Genomic DNA, 24,420 nt, shown 5'->3' with positions numbered 1-24,420 from the left:
TGGACCGGTATCGCATCCATCACTATGAGTAGCCAGGCGACGTCAGTGCAGCGGGAGCACAGCGGCGGTGCGGACCAGCCCGTCGGCGATCACGAAGCGGCCGGTGATTGACGCCGGCGGGTCGTCGACCCCCGCCGCGTCCACCCGGGCCGGTGCGATCCGGGCGGTGAACGTGCCGGCGTCCGGATCAATGTCCAGTCGGGCGTCGTGGAAGTCCAACCAGCTGCGAACGACCGGGTACCACACCTTGTAGATGGTTTCCTTCGCGCTGAACAGCACCACCGGCCAGGAGATGTCACTGGGCAACCGCGCACAGGCGGCCTCCTCCTCGGGCAGCAGCACGAGTCTGCGTACTCCCGGATTGATCTTGCGGTGCTGCTCGGCATCCATCCCGACGGACCGGATGTCGGTGGTGTGCGCCGCGGCGGCGGCGCAGTAGCCGGCGGTGTGGGTGATGCTGCCGACCACCCCGGTCGGCCAGACCGGCGCGCGGTCGGCGGCGGCTGGTACGGCGGCCGTCGGCAGGCCGAGGTCGCGCAATGCCCTGCGGGCGCAATTCCTCCCCGCGGCGAAGTCCCGCCGACGGGTCTGCACGGCCCGCTCGCTGAGACATGCCTGCTCAGCGGGGAGCAGGTCGCCCGTCCAGTCCTCGGGCCCGGCGACGGCGACGGCGACCGTCGATGGCAGCAGGTCACGCATCCCAGTTACCTACTGCTCGGTAGGAATGACGCATCGAATTAACCGTCAACTTTCCGACTCCCACGACCGCTGAAGGTACCGCAAGGATGTAACACCGGAGGGACCTGCAGCGCCCTCCCTGATGGCTCCGGGGGGACCACCATCAATGCTGGCCGGCACGGCAGCCGCCAGTCCCGTGGACATCTGGAAGGACGTGCGATGACCGATGGTGCGGAACGGCCGAGGGTGCGGGCTGACGAGCACGCACCGAAGACCCCCTGCTGGAGCTGCGGCTCCTGCGGTGACGAATGGCCGTGCGCGACGAAGCGCACCCGGCTGCTGGCGGAGTACGGGGGTGATCGCGCGATGCTCAGCGTCTATCTGGGCTCCTGCCTGGCCGCCGCCACTGAGGATCTGCGCGCCGCCCCGGTGATGTCGCTCCAGGACAGGTTCATCGGCTGGTTGCCGCGCGGCTCCCGGCGTAGCTGAACCTCTGGTGGCCCCGCCGCTGGGCGGGGCCACCAGAGGGAGCGTTCAGCGACGTCGAGGCCGTCGGGTGACCGCGAAACCGAACACGCCAGCCACCGCGGCGAGCGCGCCGCCGATGCCGGTCCAGAGCCAGCGCGAGCCGAGATCCGGCAACCAACCCGTCAGCGAGTCGCCCTCGTCGTCGGCCTCCGCGTCCACCGGGGGTACGGCGTTGAGCACCGTGCCGGCCTTGGTGTTCGGCACCAGCGGTGCCGCCAACTCGCCGTCGTCGGCCGAGGCGCCCCGGTCGGCGATGGCGCCGACCAGCAGGTCCACGTCGATCGGCGCACCCAGATCCGGCTCCGGCAGGTCGATCACGGAGAGCCGGATGACGTACGTGCCGGGCAGTGGATCGGCCGACCAGGGCTCCGCCCACGGCCGCACCTCGCGCAGCGTGCAGCCCAACACGACGTTCGACGCCTTCGCGTCCACTGTCGGGGTCTGTGCCCCCGCCGTGCACGCCTGGCGTCGGCGTAGCCCGTCGAAGACGTCCACGGTCCAGGTGGAGGCGCCGCTGCGTCCCTTCGGAAAGGTGACGGTGGCGTTGATCTCGTGCACCTGGCCGGCCGTCGCCGGGAACGACCAGTAGAGGTGGTCGCCGATCGAGGCGTCCACCCGTACCGGTTGTCCGGCGGTGATCGGGGTGGCGCTGAGGAACGACGTGCCGGCACGGTTCACCGGCGTGGCACCGGGGGAGGGGGTCGGCGCGGCGACGGCCGCAGCGGGGAGCAGAGCGGCCCCGCCGGCAGCGAGCAGCACCGCCATCGACCGGAACAGGGCGGTACGCATCAGTTCTCCCTCCAGGTGGCGACCCACCAGCGGGTGAGCAGGCCGGCGAGCAGACCGGTGATCAGCCCGGCGACGGTGAGCAGGGCCAGCAGCACCCAGCCCCGGCCGAGGTCCGGTCCGTCCGGTGCGGGTGCGGCGGCGACCACGTCGATGGTCAGCTCCACAGGCATGCCCGGGGTCGCCGCGCTGCCGGGACGCGGAGCGAACGAGTTGCTCACCACCAGGCAGACGGTGGTGGGTTCGACGACCGGCGCGGCGCTCTCCTCGGTCTCGTCGGCGTCCTCGTCGTCGGCGGTGGCCGACCAGCGCAGCCCGGCGGAGAGCACGTCGGCCCGTCCGCTGCCGGCGTCCGCGCCCCGGACGAGTTCCCGGCCGTCGGCGGCGGTGGCCCGCAGCAGCACCCCGTAGTCCCGGTTGACGGCCCGGTCCAACGCCATGCTCACCGAAGCCCGCAACTCCTGGCCGGGGCGGATCGGAACCCGGTAGTAGCGATGCTCGGAGAACGCCTCCCGGTCGGCGTAGACGCCGGGGGTGAGCAGTGGCGCCGAGTCGCACGCGTTGGTGCCGCCGACCACCGTCGGCGCCCGGGTGTGCGTGTCGCCGGCCCGCTCGACGAGCTGTTTGATCCGGTCGGTCAGCTCCTCGGCGCTCTGCGCTGCGGTGTAGGTCCCGCCGGTCGCGCTGGCGATGCAGAGCAGTTGCCGACGGACCTTCTCGTCGGGGGCCAGGCCGAGGGTGTCGACGACCAGGCTGGTGCCCTGGGCGGCCAGCTCCCGGGCCACCTCGCACGGGTCGGGTGGAGCGCAGGTGTCCTCGCCGTCGGTGATCAGCACGATCCGTCGGGTGGTGGCCCCGCTGCCCAGGTCCTGCGCGGCGGAGCGCAGCGCCAGCCCGACCGGGGTGAACCCGGTCGGCCGGAGCGTCGCCACCGCGGCCTTCGCTGCGGACCGGTCCACCGGGCCGACCGGCACGATCTGCTGCGTGTCCTGGCAGCCGACCTTCTTGTCCTTGCCGCGGTAGGTCGCGCCGAGCACCCGGATACCGAGCTGTGTCTCCTCGGGTAGCGCGTCCACCACATCGTTGAAGGCCTGCTGGGCGACCGAGATCCGGGTGCGTCCGTCGATGTCGGCGGCGCGCATCGACCCGCTGACGTCGAGCACCAGCTCGACCCGGGGCGGCTCGGGCGCCGGCTCCTCGTCGGCCCGCGCCGGGGCGGGCCCGGCCAGCGCGGTGGTCGCCAACAGTCCGAGAAGGACCGCCGTCGATCGTCTGAAGTTGATCACGACCCGCAGTGTAGTGAGATCCACTTTGGATGATCGTTTGGGTGGAGGGGTGCGGGACCGACCACTCCAGCCGGGTCAGGAATCACCTCTGACCGTCCGCGCCCGCGCTGTGGGTCCACGGCGGGTCACCCTCGGTCAACTGTGCGAGGGAAGGTCTCGGCCCGGCCAGCATCCGTCGGAAATCTGACTCAAGTCGACCCGTTGTGCCGGTGGTGCGCGGTGGTTAAGCTCTTCATGCGCGCCCCAATCGCCCGCTTCCCCCGTGGCAGGCGATCGGGGCGCGCGTCTTTGTAAAAGAAGGGCCCGCACGCTTCGGCGTGCGGGCCCTTCTTCCGTCGCGCTGTGCGGCGCGTCGCCTGTCGATGCTTATATCCACCGACCGTCGAGCCACATCCGGGACAGCCAGTCCGAGTACGGAATCAGCCGGCCGACGAAGATCGGATAGAAGTACGCGAAGCAGAGCCCCACCAACAGCACGTACGCCCCCGCCGCGATGCTGCCCACCAGTCGGCGTTCGTAACTCGGGTCACCGGGCACCAGCGGCGCCACCGTACCCACGTCACCCCCGGCGGGTGCGATCAGCGCGCCCAGCACGTACACCACGGCCAGCACCAGGAACGGCACCGCCGGTGCGGCGTAGAACGAGAACATCGTCCGGCCGTCGAGGGCGAACCAGAACCACGGCAGCAGCCCGGCGGCCACGGTGAGCAGGATCGCGCCGGCCCGCCAGTCCCGACGGGCTACCCCCAGCCAGACCAGCGCCACCAGGGCGGGCAGGAACGACCACCAGAGCAGCGGGGTGCCGAGCAGCAGGATCTCCGAGGCGCAGCTCGGCGCGCCACAGGCACCGTCGCCGGACCAGTGGAACGCCACCGGTCGACCGAGCAGCAGCCACTGCCACGGCCACGACTGGTATTTGTGCGCGTCGTCGAGCTGGGCGTGGAAGCCGTACGCCGCGCGGTGGTATTCGAAGAGGTTGATCAGCGGGCCGATCACCGGGCGGTCGCTGAGCGGGGCGCTCGGGTAGGACGACGCGAGCCGGTAGTAACCGTCGTCGGTGAGCAGCCAGCCCGACCAGGTGGCGACGTAGGTGCCCACCATGAGTACGCCGGCGAGCACCAGCCAGGGCAGCTCGTCGACGAGCGTGTCCCGCCAGGGCCGGCGGACCCCCGCCGAGCGGCGGACGCCGACCTCCCAGAAGATCACCAGCAGCGCGAAGGCCGGCACGAAATACAGGGCGCTCCACTTCACGGCGCAGGCGCAGCCGATCAGCACCCCGGCCGCCAGTCGCCACCACGGCCAGGTGCGCCAACCGGTCGGCGGCCGGCCGGCCCGGCCCGGCTGGCTCGGATCGAGCCCGTCGTCCAGAGCCCGTGCCCAGCGCCGACGGCGGGCGTCCCGATCGAGCACCAGCGCGCCGAACGCGGCCAGCACGAAGAAGAGCAGGAAGATGTCGAGCAGGGCCGCGCGGGACAGCACCAGGTGGAAGCCGTCCAGGGCGAGCAGCAGGCCGGCCGCGCAGCCGAGCACCGTCGAGCGGAACATCCGCCGACCGATGCGGACCAGCAGCAGCACCGACAGCGTGCCGATCACGGCCGCCGAGAATCGCCAGCCGAACTCCGGTGCGGTGGTCATCAGGTGCCCGGGGACGGAGACCTTGGAATCCGCGTCCTGATAGCCGAAGGCCCACTCGCCGACGCCGATCAACCACTTGCCCAGTGGAGGATGCACCACGTACGACGCGGCGTTGTCCTTGTAGTTCCACTCCACACCACGGGAGATCAGCCCGTAGGCGTCCTTGGCGTAGTACGTCTCGTCGAAGATCTTGCCCTTCGGGCTGGACAGCCCGACGAAGCGCACGATCGCCGCGATGGCCACCACCACTGCCGTGGCCAACCACGAGAACCGGTCCACCTGGGTATCGACGGTGGCGAACCGTCGCCGGACCGCGGCGGCCACCCCGCCGCTCTCGGCGCTCGGCGCCGTCGGCTCCTGGGTTGCACTGGGCTCGCCCGTCACCTGGATCATCTTGTCCGGATCGGCGCTCGGGCTCTGCGCTGTCGACGCACTCGTCACCCGGCGATCGTAGGCTGCCAAGGTGTCCGGTGGCGTCCGTCGTCCCTGATACCGGTATTCCCAGCAATGAAGGAGACGAATCCGTGGGTGAAATGTCCGAAGTTGGGCGCCTGATTCTGCTCGGTGCTCCGCTCGGCAACCCCGCCGACGCCTCGGCCCGGCTCCGGGAGGTGCTGATCAGCGCCGACGTGGTCGCCGCCGAGGACACCCGCCGGCTCACCCGGTTGGCCCGCGACCTCGACCTCACCGTCGGCGGTCGAATCGTCTCCTACTTCGAGGGCAACGAGGAGCGGCGCACCCCCGAGCTGGTCGAGGCCATCCTCGGCGGGTACGTGGTGGCGCTTGTCACCGACGGAGGGATGCCGAGCGTCTCCGACCCCGGCTACCGGTTGGTCCGTGCCACGGTGGATGTCGGGGCGCCGGTCACCGTCGCCCCCGGGCCGAGCGCGGTCACCACCGCGCTGGCCGTCTCCGGGCTGCCCTGCGACCGGTTCTGCTTCGAGGGCTTCCTGCCCCGCACCCCCGGCGGCCGCCGATCCCGGCTGCGCGCGCTCGCCGCCGAGGAACGCACCCTGGTCTTCTTCGAGGCGCCGCACCGGATCGGGGCGACCCTCACCGACCTGGCCGACACGTTCGGGGCGGACCGGCCGGCCGCGCTCTGCCGCGAACTCACAAAGACCTACGAGGAGGTGCTCCGCCGACCCCTCGGCGAGCTGGCCCGGTGGGCCACCGAGGGGGACCCGCGCGGAGAGATCACGCTGGTGGTGGCCGGAGCTCCGGTGACCGCCGCCGAACGCCCCGACGACGACACCCTGCGCGCCGCCGTCGCCGAGCGGGAGGCCGCCGGCCGGTCCCGCCGGGACGCCATCACCGACGTCGCCACCGAGTACGCGCTGCGCCGCCGGGACGTCTACACGATCGTGCACAGCTGACCACTGTGGTCCGGCTCGCCTGACGGCGGGGTCACCACGCGGCGGCCAGGAAGCCGACGGTGATCAGTGTGGGGCCGGCGATGGCGGCGGCCACCGCCCAGCGGCGGTGCCGGCGACCGGGCAGCCGGGCCGATCCGGTCCACCGGACGATGCCGGCGGTGCAGCCCAGCACCACCAGCAGACCGGGCAGCCACAGCAGGTGCCTGCCCACCCCGACGTCCGCGTACGCGGTGCCGCTGTCCGGGCCGGTCATCCGCGCCGGCAGCGAGGTACCTGTCGCGCTGCCTTCGACGGGCACGCCGCTGACCCGGACACCATGGGCGATGAACCGCCCATCCTCAGCCGTGAAGATCCCCTGGCACCGTTGGGTGAGCCCGCCGCCGGAGCAGTCGTCGATCACGACAGTGCCCGTTCGGGCGTGCCCGACCGCGAGCCAGAACGGGCCGGCGCTGACCCAGGCGAAGAAGGCCGCGACCAGGCTCAGCGCCACCAGCGCGGCGAGCCCGGGCAGCGGATCCGGCGGTGGGGGCGTGCGGCTGGGTGCCTGGCGGCGTGCCAGCCGGAAGCCGCGGAACCGCTCCGGTGCCGGGTCCTTGCGGACCGGGGTGCCGTCCCAGTGCACCTGCTCGATCGGTGCCCAGAAGGCGCCGCCGTCGTCGTCCGGCGTGTCGCCGTCGGACCGCAGGCCCCGCTCCCGGCGACCCTGTTGCCGGACCGGCACCCGACGCGGCACCGCGTCCACCGGCGCGCCGGTGGTCGGCTCCACCTCGACGGCCTCCACCTCGACGGCCTCCACCTCGACGGCCTCCGAGCCGGCGGGCGGACCCGACAACCCGGGCCGGGCCGGGCTGGGCACGGGTGCCGCCGGGGTCGGACGGGCCGGAGTGGGCGACGGCGCCGCCGGTGTGGGGCGGGCCGGGGTGGCGGACCTCCCCGCCGGGGTGGGCCGCTGCGCGCCCGGGTCGGCACCGGGCACCAGCCGGGGCTGAGGCGCGAGCCCGCCGACCCGGGGCACGGCGGGCTCGGGCCCCGGGTCGTCGCCGACCGCCGGTCCGCTGGGACGGTCCTCGTGGTCCCGCGCCGCTCGTCTGCCCATCACGAGGTTCATTGCACACCGCCCCAGGAGGCGAAACGGGCAGCTGAGCCGCGTGTCGACGACAAATCGGACCAACGGGCGAGCTGGTCGGCCCGGTCCGCCGGTCGGGCACCCCCCATTGGTTCGCGGATGCCCCGGACCTGTCACTAGGCTCACTGCTCATGAGTCACGTTCTCGCGGCAGTGGCCTGGCCGTACGCCAACGGCCCCCGCCACATCGGCCACGTCTCCGGTTTCGGCGTACCCTCCGACGTCTTCGCCCGGTACATGCGGATGGCCGGCCACGACGTGCTCATGGTCTCCGGCACCGACGAGCACGGCACCCCCATCCAGGTGCAGGCCGACGCCGACGGGGTGACCCCGCGCGAGCTGGCCGACCGGTACAACAGGGTGATCGTCGAGGACCTGCACGGCCTCGGTCTCTCCTACGACCTGTTCACCCGCACCACCACCCGCAACCACTACGCGGTGGTGCAGGAGCTGTTCGAGGGGATGTACCGCAACGGCTACATCGTGCCGAAGACCACCATGGGCGCGATCTCCCCGTCCACCGGGCGCACCCTGCCCGACCGCTACATCGAGGGCACCTGCCCGATCTGCGGGTACGACAGCGCCCGCGGTGACCAGTGCGACAACTGCGGCAACCAGCTCGACCCGATCGACCTGATCAACCCGAAGTCGCGGATCAACGGGGAGACTCCGAAGTTCGTCGAGACCGAGCACTTCTTCCTGGACCTGCCGGCCCTGGCCGAGGTGCTGCGGCAGTGGCTGGACACCCGCGAGGGGTGGCGGCCCAACGTGCTGCGGTTCTCCCGCAACCTGCTCGACGACCTCCAGCCCCGGGCGATCACCCGTGACCTGGAGTGGGGCGTACCGATCCCGCTCGACGGCTGGCGCGACCGGTCGGACAAGCGGATCTACGTGTGGTTCGACGCCGTGATCGGCTACCTGTCCGCCTCGATCGAATGGGCCCGTCGCTCCGGCGACCCGGACGCGTGGCGGAAGTACTGGTCCGCCGACGGCGCCGGTAAGGACGCCCAGTCCTACTACTTCATGGGCAAGGACAACATCGTCTTCCACTCGGTGATCTGGCCGGCGCTGCTCTCCGGCTACTCCGGCGAGGGCTCCCGCGACGGTGAGCCGGGCGAGCTGGGCCGGCTCAACCTGCCCACCGAGGTGGTCTCCAGCGAATACCTGACCATGGAGGGGCGCAAGTTCTCCTCGTCCCGCAAGGTGGTCATCTACGTTCGCGACTTCCTGGAGCGCTACGACGCCGACGCGCTGCGCTACTTCATCGCCGCCGCCGGCCCGGAGAGCAACGACACCGACTTCACCTGGGCCGAGTTCCTCCGCCGCAACAACGACGAGTTGGTCGCCGGCTGGGGCAACCTGGTCAACAGGTCCGTCTCGATCGCCGCGAAGAACTTCGGGGAGATCCCGCCGGTCGACCCGGCCGGGCTCACCGAGGCCGACGAGGCCCTGCTCGCCGTCGCCCGGACCGGTTTCACCACTGTCGGCGACCTGATCGGTCGGCACCGGCAGAAGCAGGCCATCGGTGAGGCCATGAAGGTGGTCGCCGAGGCCAACAGGTACCTCTCCGAGCAGGCGCCCTGGAAGCTCAAGGGCGAGGCCGACAAGCCCCGGATGGGCACCATCCTGCACGTCGCCCTTCAGGTGATCAGCGATGCCAACACGCTGCTCACCCCGTTCCTGCCGCACTCCGCGCAGCAGGTGCACGAGCTGCTCGGGGGCACTGGCGTGCACGCGCCGATGCCGGTGATCGAGCAGGTCGACGACCTGGACGGCGGTCCGACGTACCCGGTGCTCACCGGGGACTACACCGTCGGCGCGCGCTGGGAGTCGGTGCCGATCGAGGCGGGCCGCCCGCTGGCCGCGCCGAAGCCCGTGTTCCGCAAGCTCGACCCGTCGATCGTCGACGAGGAGCTGGCCCGGCTCGCCGACTGAACGCACGGCGCGCGGCGGCGGGGTGCCCTGCCGCCGCGCGCCGTCACATCGCGTACCGGGTGTCCATCACCTGGTCGTCGGTCACCTCGGCGCCCGGCGCCCAGGCCTCGTAGATGCCACGTTCCTGACACTGCGCCCCGGTGGTGACCACGGTGTCCGGGTTCGGGTAGCGCAGGCGCACCCGCAGCCAGCCGGCCTCCTCCCGCAGCACCAGACACGGCGTCCCCCGCCACTGGGCGAACCGGACCCGGCGGGCCACCGCGTCCACCGGGTATCGGGCCGCCCGGGTCATCGCCAGCACCCGGAACCCGCCGGGCAGGTCGGCGACCGCCTCGTACTCGGTGTCGCCGTACATGCCGACCAGTTGGGTGGAGCGGGGCGCGTCGGCGTTCGGCACGTACTCCTGGTCCGGGGAGAGGCCCGGCACCGCGGCCAGCAGGTGCCGCCACTGCGGGCCCACCATCCGCAGCCACCCGCGCTGCTCGGCCTGGTAGGTGTACAGCACCACCTCCGCCCCCTCCGCCGGGTAGGCGATGAGGGCGGCGTTCGCCGGCATCGGCAGGTCGGCGAAGTCCCGGGTGATGAACTCCGGGATGAGCTGACCGTTGCTCGGCACGAAGCCCGTGCCCAGCACCGGGGCGCCGAGCCGGTCCCGGGAGGCCAGCGCGGTCAGGCCGCGGTGCGCCCGGCCCACCGGCACGTCGTAGTCGCCCGGGTCGGAGGCGCGCCAGCGCAGCGCGTACGCGACCTCCGGGCCGTCCCGGCCAGCGTCACCGTCGCTCCGCAGCACAGTCGTCGTCGCCGGCGTACGCAGGTGCGCCACATCGTGTTCGCGGTAGCAGAAGCCGTGCGGCAGCCAGCCCCGCACGTAGCCGGCGACCTGCTGGGCCGAGAGCACCTTCATCATCCGGGTGCCCCGCCGGACCACCGCCGACGCGCGTGCCGTCACCAGCATCGGGTCGCCCGCCGCCGCCGGTTGTTGGCTGAGCTGGTGCAGGTACGCCCAACCCCGCTCGCGGTGGGCGGGCATCAGCAGTGGCGTCTCCGGCTCGTCGGCCGGCTCGGTGGCCCCGTGCACAGCGGTCACCTCGGTGACGTGCACGAAACGACGCCACGGCAGGGCGCTACCCGGGCGGGGCGCCCACTCGAAGCCGGCCACCTCGTCGGCGCTGAACAACTCGTACGCGGCGCCCCGAGCGATCTCCTCGGCCGGGTACACGCCGCCGCCGAACGCCACGTGCAGCCCGGTCCGTTCGCCGGCGGCGCCATCGGCCTGGGGGGTGACGCTCATGCGGGGACCGTAGAGTCGCGCGGCGTAGTCGAGGTGAACGTCGGGTGGCGGGCGGATGGACAGGCCCGGTGTGTGATGCTGTCGCTGATGAGCGAGCCCACTGAATCCCGCCGCGAGCGTGCCGCCCGGCGGGCCGGAGAGTTTCCGCCCGCCCCCGAGTCGCTGCCCCGGGCGGTGCTGGACAGCCACACCCACCTGGACATCACTGTCAGCGAGGCAGGTGTGCCCGGTGGCGGGACGGCCGACGACCCGGTTGCCGTGGCCATCGAGTTGGCCACGAAGGTCGGCGTGGACCGGTTGGTCCAGGTGGGGGTGGACGTCGCCTCCTCCCGGTGGGGCGCGGACACCGCCGACCGGTATCCCGCCGTGCTGGCCACCGTGGCGCTGCACCCCAACGAGGCGCCCCGGCTGAACGACCTCGACGAGGCGTTGCGGGAGATCGAGTCGCTCGCCGCCCGCGACCGCGTCCGGGGGATCGGCGAGACCGGAATGGACTTCTTCCGGACCGGAGACGAGGGGCGTGCCGCGCAGGAGGAGAGTTTCCGGGCGCACATCGCCATCGCCAAGCGGTACGGCAAGACGCTTGTCATCCACGACCGCGACGCACACGCCGACGTGCTGCGGATCCTCGACGACGAGGGCGCCCCCGACCGGGTGGTGCTGCACTGCTTCTCCGGCGACGCCGACTTCGCCCGTGAGTGCGTCCGCCGCGGCTTTCTGCTGAGCTTCGCCGGCACCGTCACCTTCGGCAGCGCTACGGCGCTGCGCGAGGCCGCCGCGCTCACCCCTCTGGATCAGATGCTGGTGGAGACCGACGCCCCGTACCTCACCCCGATGCCGTACCGCGGCCGGCCGAACGCGTCGTACCTGATCCCGCTCACCGTCCGCGCGCTCGCGGCGACCGCGGGCAGCGACCTGGACGAGCTGTGCGCCGCCATCTCCGCCACCGGCGACCGGGCCTTCGGCCCATGGTGAGCCCGGCCCGACGGTCGACACCGACCCCGTCGCTACGCTGCCAGCCATGACCGGTCTCCTCGGCCCGGCGGAGATCCGGGAACTCGCCGCCCGGCTGGGCGTCGCGCCCACCAAGAAGCTGGGCCAGAACTTCGTGCACGACCCGAACACCGTGCGTCGGATCGTCACCGCCGCCGGCCTCACCCCCGACGACGTGGCCCTGGAGGTGGGGCCGGGGCTCGGCTCGCTGACCCTGGGGCTGCTACCGGTCGCCGGGCACGTGCACGCCGTGGAGATCGACCCGGTGCTCGCCGGGGCGCTGCCGGAGACCGTCGCGCGGCACGCCGGGGCCGACGCCGCCCGGCTCACCGTGCACCGCGCGGACGCGCTGCGCGTCGCCGCCGCCGAGCTGGCCGACCCGCCACCGACCGCGCTGGTGGCGAACCTGCCCTACAACGTCGCCGTGCCTGTGGTGTTGCACCTGCTCGCCGTGCTGCCCACCCTGCGACACGGCCTGGTGATGGTGCAGAAGGAGGTCGCCGACCGGCTCGTCGCCGGTCCCGGCTCCAAGGTGTACGGCATCCCGTCGGTGAAGCTTGCCTGGTACGCCCAGGCCCGGGGCGCGGGCAAGGTGCCGCCGAACGTGTTCTGGCCGGTGCCCAACGTCGACTCCGGCCTGGTCGCCTTCACCTGCCACGAACCGCCCCGCACCGACGTACCCCGGCAGCGGGTCTTCGCCGTGGTGGACGCGGCGTTCGCGCAGCGCCGCAAGACGCTGCGCGCCGCGTTGGCCGGCTGGGCCGGCGGTGCGGACCGGGCCGCCGCAGCGCTCACCGCCGCCGGCGTCGACCCCGGCGCCCGTGGCGAGTCACTGACCGTCGAGCAGTTCGCCGCCATCGCCGCGTCGGCTCCGGTCGGTACGCCGGCCGCGAAGTAGGCTGACGCCGTGCCCGCCCAGGACGCCGAGGAGCTGATCGTGGCCAAGCCGTTCGACATCCGCCTGCGCATGCGGGACATCACCCCGTGACCGAGGCCTGGCGACCGGACGACGACGAACCACGCGGGGCCATCGGCCCGGTGCGGGTGCGGGTGCCCGCGAAGGTCAACCTGCACCTCGGGGTGGGCCCGCTGCGCCGGGACGGCTACCACGAGCTGAACACGGTCTACCACGCCATCTCGATCTACGACGAGCTGACGGCCCGTCGGGGCGACACCCTCGCGCTGACCATGGAGGGTGAGGGCACCGGCGAGCTGGCCCTGGACGACACCAACCTGGTGATCCGCGCCGCGCATGCCCTCGCCGGGTACGCGGGGGTACTGCCGCACGCCCGACTGCACCTGCGTAAGCAGATCCCGCTCGCCGGTGGGCTGGCCGGTGGCAGCGCCGACGCGGCCGCCGCGCTGGTGGCCTGCGACGCGCTCTGGGGCACCGGGCTGTCCCGCGACGAGTTGGCCGGCATCGCCGCCGACCTCGGTTCCGACGTGCCGTTCCTGATCTACGGTGGCACCGCGCTGGGCACCGGCCGGGGTGAGGCGATCAGCCCGGTGCTGGCCCGGCCGACCTCCTGGCACTGGGTGGTGGCGATCGCCGACGTCGGCCTGTCCACCCCGGCCGCGTACCGGGAGCTGGATCGACTCCGCGACTCCGGTGCCGCCGGCGCCCCGCTGGGCAGCACCGACGCCCTGCTGGGCGCGCTGCGCCAGCGCGACCCCCGGGTGCTCGCCCGAACCCTCGGCAACGACCTCCAGGACGCCGCCCTGGCCATGCGCCCGGCGCTGGCCGACACGCTCAAGGCCGGCGAGGCGGCCGGCGCGCTCACCGGCATCGTCTCCGGCTCCGGCCCGACCTGCGTGTTTCTCGCCGCCGACGCGGCCGACGCGGAGCGGATCGCCGCCGAGCTGACCGCCGCGGGCGTCTGCCGGGAGGCGCGGGTCGCGCACGGTCCGGTCGTCGGCGCCCGCGTCGGCTGACGGGACGTCCCACCGGGCTGCCGGCGCGCGGCGCGGGCGTTCGGGGCGTCCGCGTACCCTTGGGACAGGCGTCCAGGTGCCCGCCGGCACCGGGACGCCTTGATCATGAAGGGTGGAACGTGGCGAACATCGTCAATCTGGACCGGGTGTCCAAGGGGTACGGCGCCGCCGGGCGGCTGCTCACGGACGTCTCGCTCGGCCTGGACGACGCCGACCGGATCGGCGTGGTCGGCCTCAACGGCGCAGGCAAGTCCACCCTGCTGCGGCTGCTCACCAAGCAGGAGGACCCCGACGACGGCCGGGTGACCCACCGCCGCGACCTGCGCGTGCTCTGGCTGCCGCAGCAGCTCACCCTCACCCCCGAGGCCACCGTCCGGGATGTGGTGCTCGGCACCGCCTGGCTCGCCGAGGGCATGGGCGCCGAGCACGAGTGGGCCGGCGACTCCGGGGTGCGGGCCATCCTCGACGGCCTCGGCATGCCGCACCTCGGCCTCGACCAGCCGGTCGGCCCGATGTCCGGTGGCGAACGCCGCCGGGTGGCGCTCGCCGCGCTGCTCGTCCGCGACTCCGACCTGCTCATCCTCGACGAGCCCACCAACCACCTGGACGTCGGCGGTGTCGACTGGCTGGCCCGGCACCTGGTTGGCCGCAGGGGCTCCCTGGTCGTGGTCACCCACGACCGGTGGTTCCTGGACGCGGTCTGCACCAACACGTGGGAGGTCGCCGACCAGACCGTCCGCGCCTACGAGGGTGGCTTCGCCGCCTGGACCCTCGCCCGCGCCGAGCGCGAGCGGGTAGCCGCCGCCACCGAGGCCCGCCGGCAGAACCTGCTCCGCAAGGAGATCGCCTGGCTGCGCCGTGGCCCGCCCGCCCGGACCTCCAAGCCGCAGTTCCGCATCGACGCCGCGAACGCGTTGATCGCCGACGTGCCGCCGGCGCGCGACACCATGTCGTTGCAGCGCATGGCCACCTCCCGGCTGGGCAAGCAGGTGTACGACCTGGAGAACGTCGAGCTGCACGCCGGCCCGAAGGAGATCCTTCGCGACGTCACCTGGCTGGTCGGCCCCGGCGACCGGATCGCCATCCTCGGCGCCAACGGCGCCGGCAAGACCACGCTGCTGCGGATGCTCGCCGGCATCACCCGCCCCGATGGCGGTCGCCTCGGCACCGGCTCCACCGTGCGGCCCGCGTTCCTCTCCCAGGAGCTCACCGAGCTGCCCGGGCACCTGCGGGTGCTGGAGGCGGTGGAGGAGGTCGCCCGCCGGGTTCAGCTCGGCGACCGGGAGGTCTCCGCTTCGCAGCTCGCCGAGGTGTTCGGCTTCGACGACCGCCGCCTCTGGACCCCGGTCAGTGACCTCTCCGGTGGGGAACGCCGCCGGTTGCAGATGCTGCGGCTGCTGGCCGGCGAGCCCAACGTGTTGCTCTTCGACGAGCCCACCAACGACCTGGACACGGACACCCTCGCCTCGCTGGAGGACCTGCTCGACTCGTGGCCCGGCACGATCATCGTGGCCAGCCATGACCGGTACCTGATCGAGCGGGTCACCGATACGGCGTACGGGATGTTCGGCGACGGTCGGCTGGTGCACCTGCCGGGCGGGGTGGACGAATACCTCGCGCGGACCGCCGAGCGGGCCGGCTCTCCTCGGGTGGGCGTCACCTCGACCTCCGCGCCCGCTGCCCCCTCGGGAGGTGGCATGTCCGCCGCCGAGGTCCGTCAGGCCCGCAAGGAGCTGTCCCGGCTGGAGCGGCAACTCGGCAAGCTCGACCAGCGCGAGACCACGCTGCTCGGTCAGCTCGCGGCGGACGCCACCGACTACGCCCGGGTCGCCGAGTTGGACACCCAGCTCAAGGATCTGCGCGCCGAACGGGAACGGATCGAGGAGAGCTGGATGACCCTCGCCGAGGACCTGCCCGAGAGCTGACCGGCCGGGCGCGCCGGCCCGGCCCCCGTGTGCGGCGTCACACCACCGCGTGCGAGACAATCGTCGGCGACACGTACCCCACGGCGTTGGAGACACAGACATGGCCCACACCCCCGTCAACCACCCCGCGCGGCCGATCTACCGGGCGATCGGCGGGCTGACCGGTCTGTACCTGGTCGTCTTCGGTGTGCTCGGCATCATCGCGAGCACCGGCAACGAGTTCCTCGCCCAGGACGACACCCGCGTGCTCGGTCAGGGCACGAACCTCGGCTTCTCGCTGCTCAGCGTGCTGCTCGGGCTCGTCGTGCTGGTCGGCACCGGGCTCGGCCGCAACATCGACGTGGCGATCAACCAGTGGATGGCGTACGGCCTCATGGTGGTCAGCCTGGCCGGTCTCGCGTTCATCCGGACGGACGCCAACATCTTCAACTTCAGCATCACCACAGTGATCGTGGTGATGACGGCAGCCCTGGTGCTGCTCATGGTCGGTATGTACGGCAAGGTCGGCACGGAGGACGAGGCGGAGGCGTTCCAGAAGGCTCGTCTGGTTCTCTGATCTTTGGTTGCGGCCGTGGGTTTTCGCCGGAGCCCGAGCTGCTCCGGGCGGTCAGGCTTGATCCCTGCGCAGCTCGGGCTCCGGCGAAAACCTGACTCGGTCCAGCCTTCGGCGGACCCCTTCGGCTTTGGGGTTCTGCGGACAGTTAGTGCTGCCTTGGGCGACAATTCCCCTGAAACGGTCACATCTGGGGGTCTGGGCATGCCGCACTTTCCGGTCAACCATCCGGCACGGCCGCTCTACCGGGTCCTCTCCGGGCTGATCGGCGTCTACATCCTGGTCTTCGGCGTCTGGGGTGTCGCCGAGACGATCGGCGATCCACTCTTTGCCCGCACCAGCACCTGGGCCCTCGGGCTCCGGACCAACCTGGCCTTCTCGCTCGCCTCGGTGGTCTTCGGGGTCGTCCTGATCATCGGGGCCTCGCGGCGCACCAACCTCGGCCACTACATGAACCTGACCGCCGGCGTGGTGTTCCTGGTGACCAGCATCCTGATGATGTCGGTGCTGCAGACCGACGCGAACTTCCTCAACTTCTCGATGTCGACAGTGGTCGTGTCGATGCTGTTCGGCCTGATCCTGCTCGGCACCGGTCTGTACGACAAGGTCGGCCCACCGGAGTCCGCCGAGGCGGAGTTGGAGCACCGCAAGCACCCGGTGGCCGACGTGCACCGCAGCTGATCGGGGTCAGTGACGCCGTGCGGTGATCAGCGTCGGCTTCGCCTCCAGGTGCGACAACCCGTTCCAGGCGAGGTTGACGAGGTGCGCCGCCACCGTCTCCTTGCGCGGCTTACGCACCTCCAGCCACCAGCGGCCGGTCAGTGCCACCATGCCGACCAGCGCCTGCGAGTACAGCTCGGCGAGCTTCGGGTCGTACCCGCGGCTCTTGTACTCGGCGCCCAGGATGTGCTCGACCTGGTGCGCCACGTCGTTCATCACGCTGCTGAAGGTGGCCGTGCCGGACATCAGCGGCGACTCGCGGACCAGCACCCGGAAACCGCTGGTCTCCTCCTCGATGTAGGTCAGCAGGGCGAGCGCCGCCTGCTCCAGTAGCTCGCGCGGATGCCCGGCGGTCAACGCCGTGGTGATCCGGTCCAACAGGGCCCGGACCTCCCGGTCCACCACCACCGCGTAGAGCCCTTCCTTGCCACCGAAGTGCTCGTACACCACCGGCTTGGAGACCTTGGCGCGGGCCGCCACCTCCTCGATGGAGGTGGCGTCGAAACCGCGCTCGGCGAAGAGTTGCCGGCCGGTCGCGATCAACTGCTCCCGGCGTTGGGCCGCCGACATGCGGACCCGGGAGGGAGCTTTGGCTTTCGGTGCCGCCGCCGTCGGCGTCGACCGTCGGCCGCCGACAACCGCCCCCGCGTCGTCGCTGACCTCAGGCATGTCGCCGCCTCGCTGGCGCTCGGTGACGCCCTGCCGTGGAATGGTTCCTCCGCTGTGCCCGTTCACGTCGTCGCCTCACTGTCGGGCGGTAAGACCGCCCTGCCGCGCCGTCCGACCGTACCCGGATCGGGCCCGGCCCCCCGTCCGCCGAGCCGCCTGGTCCCCCCGCATGGCTCGGTCACCCGGCCATCCTGCCAGGCGGCACCCCCGTGCATCCGCCCGGTTTCAGCGGGGTGCGACCGGCTTCACGAGCTTGGCGGCGAGGCGCTCCGGCTTTGGCCAGCGCACCTGCGTTGCCGCGCCGGTCTTCTCGAACAACCAGATCACCCGGGCGGAGATGTCCACCTGACCGCGCAGCACGCCGTGCCGGGCGCTGGTTGGGTCGGCGTGGTGCAGGTTGTGCCAGCTCTCGCCGAACGACAGGATCGCCAGCGGCCAGAAGTTCGACGCGCGGTCGCCCTGGCGCATCGCGAACGGACGCTCGCCGTAGACGTGGCACACCGAGTTGATCGCCCAGGTGACGTGGTGCAGGAGGCCGATCCGGACCAGCCCGGCCCAGAAGAACGCGGTAAGCGCGCCCTGCCAGGACCAGGTCACCAGGCCGCCGATCAGCGCCGGGCCGAGCAGCGAGATGATCACCAGCGCGGGAAAGAGCCGATCGACCCGGCTGATGTCCCGGTCGGCGATCAGGTCCGGTGCGAAACGCTCCCGGTTGGACAGCTCCCGGCGGAACAGCCAGCCCACGTGTGCGTGGAACAGGCCCCGGGTCAACGCCCAGAAGCTGGTGCCGAAGCGCCACGGCGAGTGCGGGTCACCCTCCAGGTCGGAGAAGGCGTGGTGCCGCCGGTGGTCGGCGACCCACTGAATGATCTCGCCCTGCACCGCCAGCGAACCCGCGACCGCCAAGGTCACCCGCAGCCACCGCTTGGCCTTGAACGAGCCGTGGGTGAAGTAGCGGTGGAAGCCGACGGTGATGCCGAGCCCGGAGACGACGTACCAGACCAGGCCGATGAGCACGTCGCTCCAGCCCAGCCAGCCGCCCCACGCCACCGGCACGGCGACCAGCAGGGCGACGAAGGGGATCACCACGAAGGCCCAGAGGGCGGCCAGGATGCCGGGGGACTGGCTGCCGTCGGTGAGTGGTTTGGGGCCGGGTCCGGCGGTGTTGGAATCGAGCAGAGCAGTGGACATGGGACCTCGCAGGGGGATGGTAACGATCACGAAGCTACGCCTACGTCACCGTAACTTACGGCACCGTAGATCGCACGGGGAAGTTTCGAATAGCCTTCGCGTAACCGCTCGAAGTCGCAGGTCAGCGGGCCCGGTGGCGGGTACCTGATCGACCCGGGAAGCGGGCGGCCGAGGTGCGGGCCGACCACCCTCAGAACACCGACGGCATCGATCGCTCGCCGTGCGGCGGGATGAGCGCTGGCATCCGACGGCCGGGGCGCTAAGGTGTAGCGGCGGGATGTCCATCCCTCGTGCGACGTCCTCGCGTCGCTGATCGGCCGTGGTGTAATTGGCAACACCCGGGTCTTTGGTACCCGTATTTCAGGTTCGAACCCTGGCGGCCGAGCTGCCCACCTACGTCCGCTTTAGGGTCCGGTGGGGGTAAGCGGGGACCGTGCCGGGCCTCGCGGCTAGCATGACCGCGAGAGTGTCCGCCGTCCCGACGGGAGCCACGTCGTGCCCCAGCCCCACCTCCGTACCGTCGTCGTACTTGCCGCCGGTGAGGGCAAGAGGATGAAGTCGACACTGCCCAAGGTGCTGCACCCCCTGCTCGGCCGGACGCTCCTCGGTCACGTGCTGAGCGCCGCCGCCCCGCTGGACGCGGACCGCACAGTCGTCGTGGTGGGGCACGGCGCCGACCAGGTCCGGGCGCACCTCTCCGACGTCGCCCCGGACGCCACGCCGGTGCTCCAGGCCGAGCAGCTCGGCACCGGGCACGCCGTGCGAATCGCGCTGGAGGCCGTACCGGACGGTGCCGGCACGGTCGTGGTGATCAACGGGGACGTGCCCCTGCTGCGCCCCGAGACCGTGGGCGCGCTGGTGACCGCGCACGAGGTGGCCGCCGCGGCGGCCACCGTGCTGGCCGCCGAGGTGCCCGACCCGACCGGCCTCGGGCGGATCGTCCGGGACGCCGACGGCCGCCTGGAGCAGATCGTCGAGGAGCGCGACGCCGACCCGACGCAGCGCGCGATCCGGGAGATCAACGCCGGCATCTACGCGTTCGACGCGGTGCGGCTGCGCGAGGCGCTGGGCAAGCTCTCCACCGACAACGACCAGGGCGAGGAGTACCTGACCGACGTCTTCGGCCTGCTCCGCTCGGCCGGTGAGCCGGTTGCGGTGCACGTCGCCGTGGACCACGTCGAGACGCTGGGCTGCAACGACCGGGTGGAGCTGGCGACGCTGCGCCGGCTGCTGCGCGACCGGATCAACGAGGCGTGGATGCGCACCGGCGTGAGTCTGCTCGACCCCGCCACCACCTGGATCGACGTGACCGTCGCACTGGACCGGGACGCGGTCGTCGACCAGAACACCCAGTTGCGCGGCGGCACGGTGGTCGGCGCGGGCGCCCTGATCGGGCCGGACGTCACGCTGATCGACACGATCGTCGGCCCCGCCGCGTCGGTGGTCCGCAGCCACGCCGTCGGCGCCGAGGTGGGCGCGGGCGCAACCGTCGGGCCGTACGCGTACCTGCGGCCGGCCGCCCAGCTCGCTGAGAAGGCGAAGGTCGGCACATTCGTCGAGGTGAAGAACTCGCAGATCGGCGCCGGCTCGAAGGTGCCGCACCTGACGTACGTCGGCGACGCGACGATCGGTGAGCAGACCAACATCGGCGCCGCGTCGGTCTTCGTGAACTACGACGGGGTCAACAAGCACCGCACGGTGATCGGCAGCCACGCGCGGACCGGTGCGGACAACATGTTCGTGGCCCCGGTCGAGGTGGGCGACGGGGCGTACACGGCGGCCGGTTCGGTGATCGTCGACGACGTGCCGGCAGGTGCGATGGGGGTCGCCCGCGCGCGCCAGCGCAACATCGAGGGCTGGGTGGTCATGCGGCGCGCCGGAACCGCCGCTGCGGAGGCGGCGCAGCGGGCCCGCGACGCGAAGGGTGCGCAGCGGGACGGCGACGCGAAGGGTGCGTCCGGTACGACTGGTGCCGCAAGCCACAGTGAGGCAATCCACGGGGCGACCGAGACGGTGGGCGGCGCATCCGGCGCGGGAGATACTGCAACCGAATAGTCCCCGACCCACCACCACCGGGTCGGGTACCGCCGACATAACGGGAGCAGACGGGCCCATGGGCAGCATCGTCGCCGAAAACCGCAAAAGCCTGATGCTCTTTTCCGGACGTGGCTTTCCGGAGTTGGCCAAGGAGATCGGCGAGGTGCTCGGCGTCGCGCCGACCCCGGCCGACGCGTACGAGTTCGCCAACGGCGAGATCTTCGTACGGTTCAAGGACTCGGTACGTGGTTCGGACGCCTTCGTGGTGCAGTCCGTCACGCACGGGGTGAACACCTGGGTCATGGAGACCCTGATCATGGTGGACGCGCTGAAGCGGGGGTCGGCCAAGCGCATCACCGTGGTGCTGCCGTTCTACCCGTACGCGCGCCAGGACAAGAAGCACCGCGGCCGGGAGCCGATCTCGGCCCGCCTGGTCGCGGACCTGCTGAAGACCGCCGGCGCGAACCGCATCCTCACCGTCGACCTGCACACCGCGCAGATCCAGGGCTTCTTCGACGGTCCGGTGGACCACCTCTTCGCGATGGACATCCTGGCCGAGTACGTGGAGCACAAGTACGCCGGCCGGCCGATGACAGTGGTGGCTCCGGATTCGGGCCGGGTGCGGGTGGCCGAGCGGTGGACCGACCGGCTGGGCGGCTGCCCGCTGGCGTTCATCCACAAGACCCGTGACCCGATGAAGCCGAACCAGGTCGTGGCGAACCGGGTGGTCGGTGAGGTGGAGGGCCGGGTCTGCCTGATCGTCGACGACATGATCGACACCGGGGGCACGATCGCCAAGGCCGCCGACATCCTCAAGGAGTCGGGCGCTGCGGAGATCGTTGTCGCGTCCACCCACGCGCTGCTGTCCGACCCGGCCACCGAGCGGCTGAAGAACAGCTCGATCAGCGAGATCGTGGTGACGAACACCCTGCCGCTCCCGCCGGAGAAGCAGTTGGACAAGCTCACCGTGTTGTCGATCGCGCCGCTGCTGGCGCGGGCGATCCGGGAGGTCTTCGACGACGGCTCGGTGACCACCCTCTTCGGTGGCCTGAGCTGAGCCTGAGCCCCGTTTCCGCCACTCGACACGCTGGCGGGGGCGGGGCTGGCAAACTGGTGGAAACGGGGCCGGCACGCTGGTGGGAGCACCACCGACGCGCCGGTCTTGAGCCGTGATCGGGGACTGCCGGAAACCCTGGAAACAGCTCGGGTAGACTGGTGCGGTTGCCACGGCGAGGGTGCCCGGCGGGCCGCTGAAAAGCGCCGCACGGAGGCACCGTCATCGACGCGGTGCTCCGGGCAGTCGTTCATGACGCATGAGCCCCAGCGAGCCCCTCGCCCCAGCACCGTTAGACGACAAGCCGCCGCAGCGAAAAGCATCAGGAGTTTCCCCGTGTCCGAGGTAAAGATCAGCGCCGAGCCCCGCACCGAGTTCGGCAAGGGTGGTGCCCGCCGTACCCGCCGGGCCGGCAAGGTGCCCGCCGTGCTGTACGGCCACGGCGAGAAGCCCAAGCACATCGCGCTGCCGTCGCGGGAGTTCGCCGCCGCGATCCGCAAGGGCGGTGCCAACCAGCTCTTCGCGATCGACATCACCGACGGCACCCAGGTGCTGGCGCTGCCGAAGGCGATCCAGCGTGACCCGATCCGCGACACCTTCGAGCACGTCGACCTGATCCTGGTTCGCCGGGGCGAGAAGGTCACCGTCGACGTTCCGGTCCAGCTGACCGGCGAGGCCGCCCGCGACACCCTGATCGTGCACGACCACGACACCCTCTCGGTGACCGCGGACGCCACCAAGGTTCCGGACCACCTCGAGGCGTCGATCGAGGGCCTGGAGGCGGGCACCCTGGTGACCGCTGGTGACGTCGCGCTGCCGAGCGGCGTCGAGCTGGCCGTCGACTCGGAGCTGACCGTCGCGTCGATCACCGCCGCCCCGACCGCCGAGCAGCTCGAGGCGACGCTGCCCGAGGTCGAGACTGCCACCGACGAGGCCGAGGCCGAGGCCGGCGAGACCACCGAGGGCTCCGAGGGCGCGGACACCGCCGAGGGCGCCGAGACGACCGAGGCGCGCACCGAGGCCTGATCGGTTCGTACTGTGCGACAGGCGTCCCCGAATGTTCGGGGGCGCCTGTCGGCATATCGGGAGTCGGTGGGATGGGCGTCGGAAGGGACGGGTCGTGACGGACGAGGCGGGGCCGTGGTTGGTGGTCGGCCTGGGCAACCCGGGTCGGGAGTACGCCGGGAACCGGCACAACGTCGGGTTCATGGTGGCTGATCTGCTGGCCGGGCGGGTGAGTGCGCGTTTCGGCCGGCACAAGCGGGCGGTGGCCGAGGTCGCCGAGGCGCGACTGGGGTTCGGTGGGCCGAAGCTGGTGCTCGTGAAGCCCTTGACGTACATGAACCTCTCCGGCGGGCCGGTCGCGGCGTTGGCGCAGTTCTACAAGGTGCCGACCACGCAGGTGATCGCGGTGCATGACGAGCTGGACATCGAGTTCGGTCAGGTGCGGATCAAGTTCGGCGGTGGCGAGGGCGGGCACAACGGCCTGCGTTCGATGTCGAAGTCGCTGGGGACGAAGGACTACGCCCGGGTGCGGTTCGGCGTCGGTCGACCGCCGGGGCGGCAGGATCCGGCGGATTATGTGCTGTCGGATTTCGGCGCGGCCGAGCGCAAGGAGCTGGATTTCCTGGTGGACCGGGCTGCCGATGTGGTGGAGTCGGTGATCATCAAGGGCGTGGAGCCGACCCAGAACCTCTACCACGGCAGCTGAGCCGGGCGGGGCGTACCCGAATCGGAAACAGCGGGCCGGTAGTCTGCGCCTTTCGGCGTGCCGCGACCGGCGGCGCGAGTCGCGGCGGATCATGCCCCTGCGGGCAGCGCGGCGAGGCGACGGGAGCGGGCAGATGAGCAGTCCTCCGATGATCGATGGCGCGTTCGCCCGGTGGTTGGCTTCCCGGGCCGGGCAGGCGCTGCTCGACCTGCGCACGGAGATGGGCTTCGCCGACGCCGGCGCGCTGAAGTCGGCCGGGGACAAGGTGTCGCACGACCTGATCCGCACCGAGTTGGCGAAGTGGCGTCCGGGTGACGCGGTGCTCTCCGAGGAGGACGAGGGCTCGCGGTTGGCCTGGGCCGCGGAGGTGAACACCGGAGCGGTGTCGCGGTTGAACGCGGACCGGGTGTGGATCGTCGACCCGTTGGACGGCACCCGGGAGTTCGCCGAGGAGGGCCGCTCGGACTGGGCGGTGCACGTGGCGCTCTGGGCGCGTAACGCGCCGAGTCCGCACGGGCTGGTCGCCGGGGCGGTGGGGCTGCCGGCGCAGGACCGGGTGCTGGGCACGGACTACCCGCCGGCGTACCCGCCGATGACTGTGGAGGCGGCGGCGGCCGGCGAGCGGAAGATCCGCCTGGCGGCGAGCCGGAGCCGGCCGCCGGTCTTCCTGACCGATCTGGCCGAGGACGTCGGGGCGCACCTGGTGCCGATGGGCTCGGCCGGAGCGAAAATCGCTGCCGTGGTCACCGGCGAGGTGGACGCGTACATCCACGCAGGTGGGCAGTACGAGTGGGACTCGGCGGCCCCGATCGCTGTGGCGACGGCCACCGGACTGCACGCTTCCCGGATCGACGGTTCTGCGCTGAAATACAACGAGGCGGATCCGCGCCTGCCCGACCTGTTGGTCTGTCGCAAGGATCTCGCCACCCGGTTGCTTGCAGCGCTGCAGAGACATTCCGGGTAACCTGAGCGAACTTTCTTGACATGCCCGACCGGAA

At 71.7% G+C, this 24,420-nt stretch carries 22 protein-coding genes and 1 tRNA gene; 15 read left to right on the top strand and 8 right to left on the bottom strand.

Annotated features, from left to right (window positions below):
* Window positions 1-42: 42 nt before the first annotated feature.
* A complete protein-coding gene (locus tag IW248_RS21575; RefSeq protein ID WP_196928434.1) occupies window positions 43-699 on the bottom strand; it encodes a 4'-phosphopantetheinyl transferase family protein in 657 nt (218 codons plus the stop codon).
* A gap of 198 nt (window positions 700-897) precedes the next feature.
* Here IW248_RS21575 and IW248_RS21570 point away from each other — a divergent pair, with 198 nt between their 5' ends.
* The gene (locus IW248_RS21570; protein ID WP_196928433.1) at window positions 898-1,167 is read left to right on the top strand and encodes a hypothetical protein; all 270 of its coding nucleotides are present in this window, start codon (window positions 898-900) and stop codon (window positions 1,165-1,167) included.
* Window positions 1,168-1,212: 45 nt separating this feature from the next.
* On the opposite strand, the gene IW248_RS21565 is transcribed toward IW248_RS21570, so the two are convergent.
* The 3 genes from IW248_RS21565 to IW248_RS21555 all read right to left on the bottom strand — a co-directional run bounded on the left by IW248_RS21565 (window position 1,213) and on the right by IW248_RS21555 (window position 5,354).
* Window positions 1,213-1,995, bottom strand: coding sequence for a peptidase (locus tag IW248_RS21565; protein ID WP_196928432.1), 783 nt, complete (start codon window positions 1,993-1,995; stop codon window positions 1,213-1,215).
* Window positions 1,995-3,278 (bottom strand): VWA domain-containing protein, encoded by a 1,284-nt coding sequence (locus tag IW248_RS21560; protein ID WP_196928431.1) that lies wholly within the window; start codon window positions 3,276-3,278, stop codon window positions 1,995-1,997. The genes IW248_RS21565 and IW248_RS21560 overlap by 1 nt, the downstream gene beginning before the upstream one ends.
* A gap of 366 nt (window positions 3,279-3,644) precedes the next feature.
* Entirely contained in the window at window positions 3,645-5,354 is a 1,710-nt protein-coding gene (locus tag IW248_RS21555) for a dolichyl-phosphate-mannose--protein mannosyltransferase (protein ID WP_196928430.1), read from the bottom strand.
* A 92-nt stretch (window positions 5,355-5,446) separates the two neighbouring features.
* On the opposite strand from IW248_RS21555, the gene rsmI reads away from it, so the two are divergent.
* Window positions 5,447-6,286, top strand: coding sequence for a 16S rRNA (cytidine(1402)-2'-O)-methyltransferase (rsmI, locus tag IW248_RS21550; RefSeq protein WP_231397579.1), 840 nt, complete (start codon window positions 5,447-5,449; stop codon window positions 6,284-6,286).
* Window positions 6,287-6,317: 31 nt separating this feature from the next.
* On the opposite strand, the gene IW248_RS21545 is transcribed toward rsmI, so the two are convergent.
* Window positions 6,318-7,382, bottom strand: coding sequence for a hypothetical protein (locus IW248_RS21545; protein WP_231396388.1), 1,065 nt, complete (start codon window positions 7,380-7,382; stop codon window positions 6,318-6,320).
* Between the two features lie 161 nt (window positions 7,383-7,543).
* On the opposite strand from IW248_RS21545, the gene metG reads away from it, so the two are divergent.
* The gene (gene metG, locus IW248_RS21540; protein WP_196928428.1) at window positions 7,544-9,346 is read left to right on the top strand and encodes a methionine--tRNA ligase; all 1,803 of its coding nucleotides are present in this window, start codon (window positions 7,544-7,546) and stop codon (window positions 9,344-9,346) included.
* Window positions 9,347-9,389: 43 nt separating this feature from the next.
* Here metG and IW248_RS21535 read toward each other — a convergent pair whose 3' ends face one another.
* On the bottom strand, window positions 9,390-10,637 hold the full coding sequence (locus IW248_RS21535; RefSeq protein ID WP_196928427.1) for a hypothetical protein: 1,248 nt from the start codon (window positions 10,635-10,637) through the stop codon (window positions 9,390-9,392).
* 75 nt (window positions 10,638-10,712) lie between these two features.
* Between IW248_RS21535 and IW248_RS21530 the strand changes: the two genes are divergently transcribed.
* From IW248_RS21530 to IW248_RS21505, 6 genes are all read left to right on the top strand, one after another.
* Window positions 10,713-11,612, top strand: coding sequence for a TatD family hydrolase (locus tag IW248_RS21530; protein WP_196928426.1), 900 nt, complete (start codon window positions 10,713-10,715; stop codon window positions 11,610-11,612).
* 46 nt (window positions 11,613-11,658) lie between these two features.
* Window positions 11,659-12,528, top strand: coding sequence for a 16S rRNA (adenine(1518)-N(6)/adenine(1519)-N(6))-dimethyltransferase RsmA (gene rsmA, locus IW248_RS21525; protein WP_196928425.1), 870 nt, complete (start codon window positions 11,659-11,661; stop codon window positions 12,526-12,528).
* A gap of 86 nt (window positions 12,529-12,614) precedes the next feature.
* Complete coding sequence (locus IW248_RS21520) at window positions 12,615-13,562, top strand: 4-(cytidine 5'-diphospho)-2-C-methyl-D-erythritol kinase (RefSeq protein ID WP_124820363.1); 948 nt, start codon at window positions 12,615-12,617, stop codon at window positions 13,560-13,562.
* A 119-nt stretch (window positions 13,563-13,681) separates the two neighbouring features.
* The gene (locus IW248_RS21515; protein WP_196928424.1) at window positions 13,682-15,487 is read left to right on the top strand and encodes an ABC-F family ATP-binding cassette domain-containing protein; all 1,806 of its coding nucleotides are present in this window, start codon (window positions 13,682-13,684) and stop codon (window positions 15,485-15,487) included.
* Between the two features lie 100 nt (window positions 15,488-15,587).
* Window positions 15,588-16,043 (top strand): DUF4383 domain-containing protein, encoded by a 456-nt coding sequence (locus tag IW248_RS21510; protein WP_196928423.1) that lies wholly within the window; start codon window positions 15,588-15,590, stop codon window positions 16,041-16,043.
* 201 nt (window positions 16,044-16,244) lie between these two features.
* The gene (locus tag IW248_RS21505; RefSeq protein ID WP_124820366.1) at window positions 16,245-16,721 is read left to right on the top strand and encodes a DUF4383 domain-containing protein; all 477 of its coding nucleotides are present in this window, start codon (window positions 16,245-16,247) and stop codon (window positions 16,719-16,721) included.
* Window positions 16,722-16,727: 6 nt separating this feature from the next.
* Here the strand turns inward: IW248_RS21505 and IW248_RS21500 are convergent, their stop codons facing one another.
* Window positions 16,728-17,429: a TetR/AcrR family transcriptional regulator gene (locus IW248_RS21500; RefSeq protein WP_196928422.1), complete on the bottom strand. Its 702-nt coding sequence runs from the start codon at window positions 17,427-17,429 to the stop codon at window positions 16,728-16,730.
* A gap of 225 nt (window positions 17,430-17,654) precedes the next feature.
* The gene (locus tag IW248_RS21495) at window positions 17,655-18,620 is read right to left on the bottom strand and encodes an acyl-CoA desaturase (protein WP_124820368.1); all 966 of its coding nucleotides are present in this window, start codon (window positions 18,618-18,620) and stop codon (window positions 17,655-17,657) included.
* Window positions 18,621-18,933: 313 nt separating this feature from the next.
* Between IW248_RS21495 and IW248_RS21490 the strand changes: the two genes are divergently transcribed.
* The 6 genes from IW248_RS21490 to IW248_RS21465 all read left to right on the top strand — a co-directional run bounded on the left by IW248_RS21490 (window position 18,934) and on the right by IW248_RS21465 (window position 24,386).
* A tRNA-Gln gene (locus tag IW248_RS21490) sits at window positions 18,934-19,005 on the top strand.
* A 110-nt stretch (window positions 19,006-19,115) separates the two neighbouring features.
* Window positions 19,116-20,675: a bifunctional UDP-N-acetylglucosamine diphosphorylase/glucosamine-1-phosphate N-acetyltransferase GlmU gene (glmU, locus tag IW248_RS21485; protein ID WP_196928421.1), complete on the top strand. Its 1,560-nt coding sequence runs from the start codon at window positions 19,116-19,118 to the stop codon at window positions 20,673-20,675.
* A gap of 58 nt (window positions 20,676-20,733) precedes the next feature.
* Window positions 20,734-21,714 carry a ribose-phosphate diphosphokinase gene (locus tag IW248_RS21480; RefSeq protein ID WP_030329105.1) on the top strand — a complete coding sequence of 327 codons (981 nt, stop codon included), beginning with the start codon at window positions 20,734-20,736 and terminating at the stop codon, window positions 21,712-21,714.
* A gap of 333 nt (window positions 21,715-22,047) precedes the next feature.
* Complete coding sequence (locus tag IW248_RS21475; RefSeq protein WP_196928420.1) at window positions 22,048-22,737, top strand: 50S ribosomal protein L25/general stress protein Ctc; 690 nt, start codon at window positions 22,048-22,050, stop codon at window positions 22,735-22,737.
* 94 nt (window positions 22,738-22,831) lie between these two features.
* Window positions 22,832-23,422 (top strand): aminoacyl-tRNA hydrolase, encoded by a 591-nt coding sequence (pth, locus tag IW248_RS21470; protein WP_124820371.1) that lies wholly within the window; start codon window positions 22,832-22,834, stop codon window positions 23,420-23,422.
* Between the two features lie 133 nt (window positions 23,423-23,555).
* On the top strand, window positions 23,556-24,386 hold the full coding sequence (locus tag IW248_RS21465; protein ID WP_196928419.1) for a 3'(2'),5'-bisphosphate nucleotidase CysQ: 831 nt from the start codon (window positions 23,556-23,558) through the stop codon (window positions 24,384-24,386).
* The last annotated feature ends 34 nt before the right edge of the window (window positions 24,387-24,420 follow it).

Source organism: Micromonospora ureilytica (genome assembly GCF_015751765.1).
In the GTDB taxonomy this organism is placed as follows: Bacteria; Actinomycetota; Actinomycetes; order Mycobacteriales; family Micromonosporaceae; genus Micromonospora; species Micromonospora ureilytica.
Note: the sequence above shows the minus strand (reverse complement) of the source record. Positions and strands in the feature narration are given on the sequence as shown.

What these genes read in the sequence shown, in the direction of transcription:
- IW248_RS21530 (WP_196928426.1), top strand. Translation starts at nt 10,713, where the DNA reads ATGCTGTCGCTGATGAGCGAGCCCACTGAATCCCGCCGCGAGCGTGCC.
- IW248_RS21510 (WP_196928423.1), top strand. Translation starts at nt 15,588, where the DNA reads ATGGCCCACACCCCCGTCAACCACCCCGCGCGGCCGATCTACCGGGCG.
- IW248_RS21500 (WP_196928422.1), bottom strand. Translation starts at nt 17,429, where the DNA reads ATGCCTGAGGTCAGCGACGACGCGGGGGCGGTTGTCGGCGGCCGACGG.
- IW248_RS21535 (WP_196928427.1), bottom strand. Translation starts at nt 10,637, where the DNA reads ATGAGCGTCACCCCCCAGGCCGATGGCGCCGCCGGCGAACGGACCGGG.
- IW248_RS21545 (WP_231396388.1), bottom strand. Translation starts at nt 7,382, where the DNA reads ATGGGCAGACGAGCGGCGCGGGACCACGAGGACCGTCCCAGCGGACCG.
- rsmA (WP_196928425.1), top strand. Translation starts at nt 11,659, where the DNA reads ATGACCGGTCTCCTCGGCCCGGCGGAGATCCGGGAACTCGCCGCCCGG.
- IW248_RS21480 (WP_030329105.1), top strand. Translation starts at nt 20,734, where the DNA reads ATGGGCAGCATCGTCGCCGAAAACCGCAAAAGCCTGATGCTCTTTTCC.
- IW248_RS21575 (WP_196928434.1), bottom strand. Translation starts at nt 699, where the DNA reads ATGCGTGACCTGCTGCCATCGACGGTCGCCGTCGCCGTCGCCGGGCCC.
- IW248_RS21565 (WP_196928432.1), bottom strand. Translation starts at nt 1,995, where the DNA reads ATGCGTACCGCCCTGTTCCGGTCGATGGCGGTGCTGCTCGCTGCCGGC.
- IW248_RS21570 (WP_196928433.1), top strand. Translation starts at nt 898, where the DNA reads ATGACCGATGGTGCGGAACGGCCGAGGGTGCGGGCTGACGAGCACGCA.
- metG (WP_196928428.1), top strand. Translation starts at nt 7,544, where the DNA reads ATGAGTCACGTTCTCGCGGCAGTGGCCTGGCCGTACGCCAACGGCCCC.
- rsmI (WP_231397579.1), top strand. Translation starts at nt 5,447, where the DNA reads ATGTCCGAAGTTGGGCGCCTGATTCTGCTCGGTGCTCCGCTCGGCAAC.
- IW248_RS21505 (WP_124820366.1), top strand. Translation starts at nt 16,245, where the DNA reads ATGCCGCACTTTCCGGTCAACCATCCGGCACGGCCGCTCTACCGGGTC.
- IW248_RS21465 (WP_196928419.1), top strand. Translation starts at nt 23,556, where the DNA reads ATGAGCAGTCCTCCGATGATCGATGGCGCGTTCGCCCGGTGGTTGGCT.
- IW248_RS21495 (WP_124820368.1), bottom strand. Translation starts at nt 18,620, where the DNA reads ATGTCCACTGCTCTGCTCGATTCCAACACCGCCGGACCCGGCCCCAAA.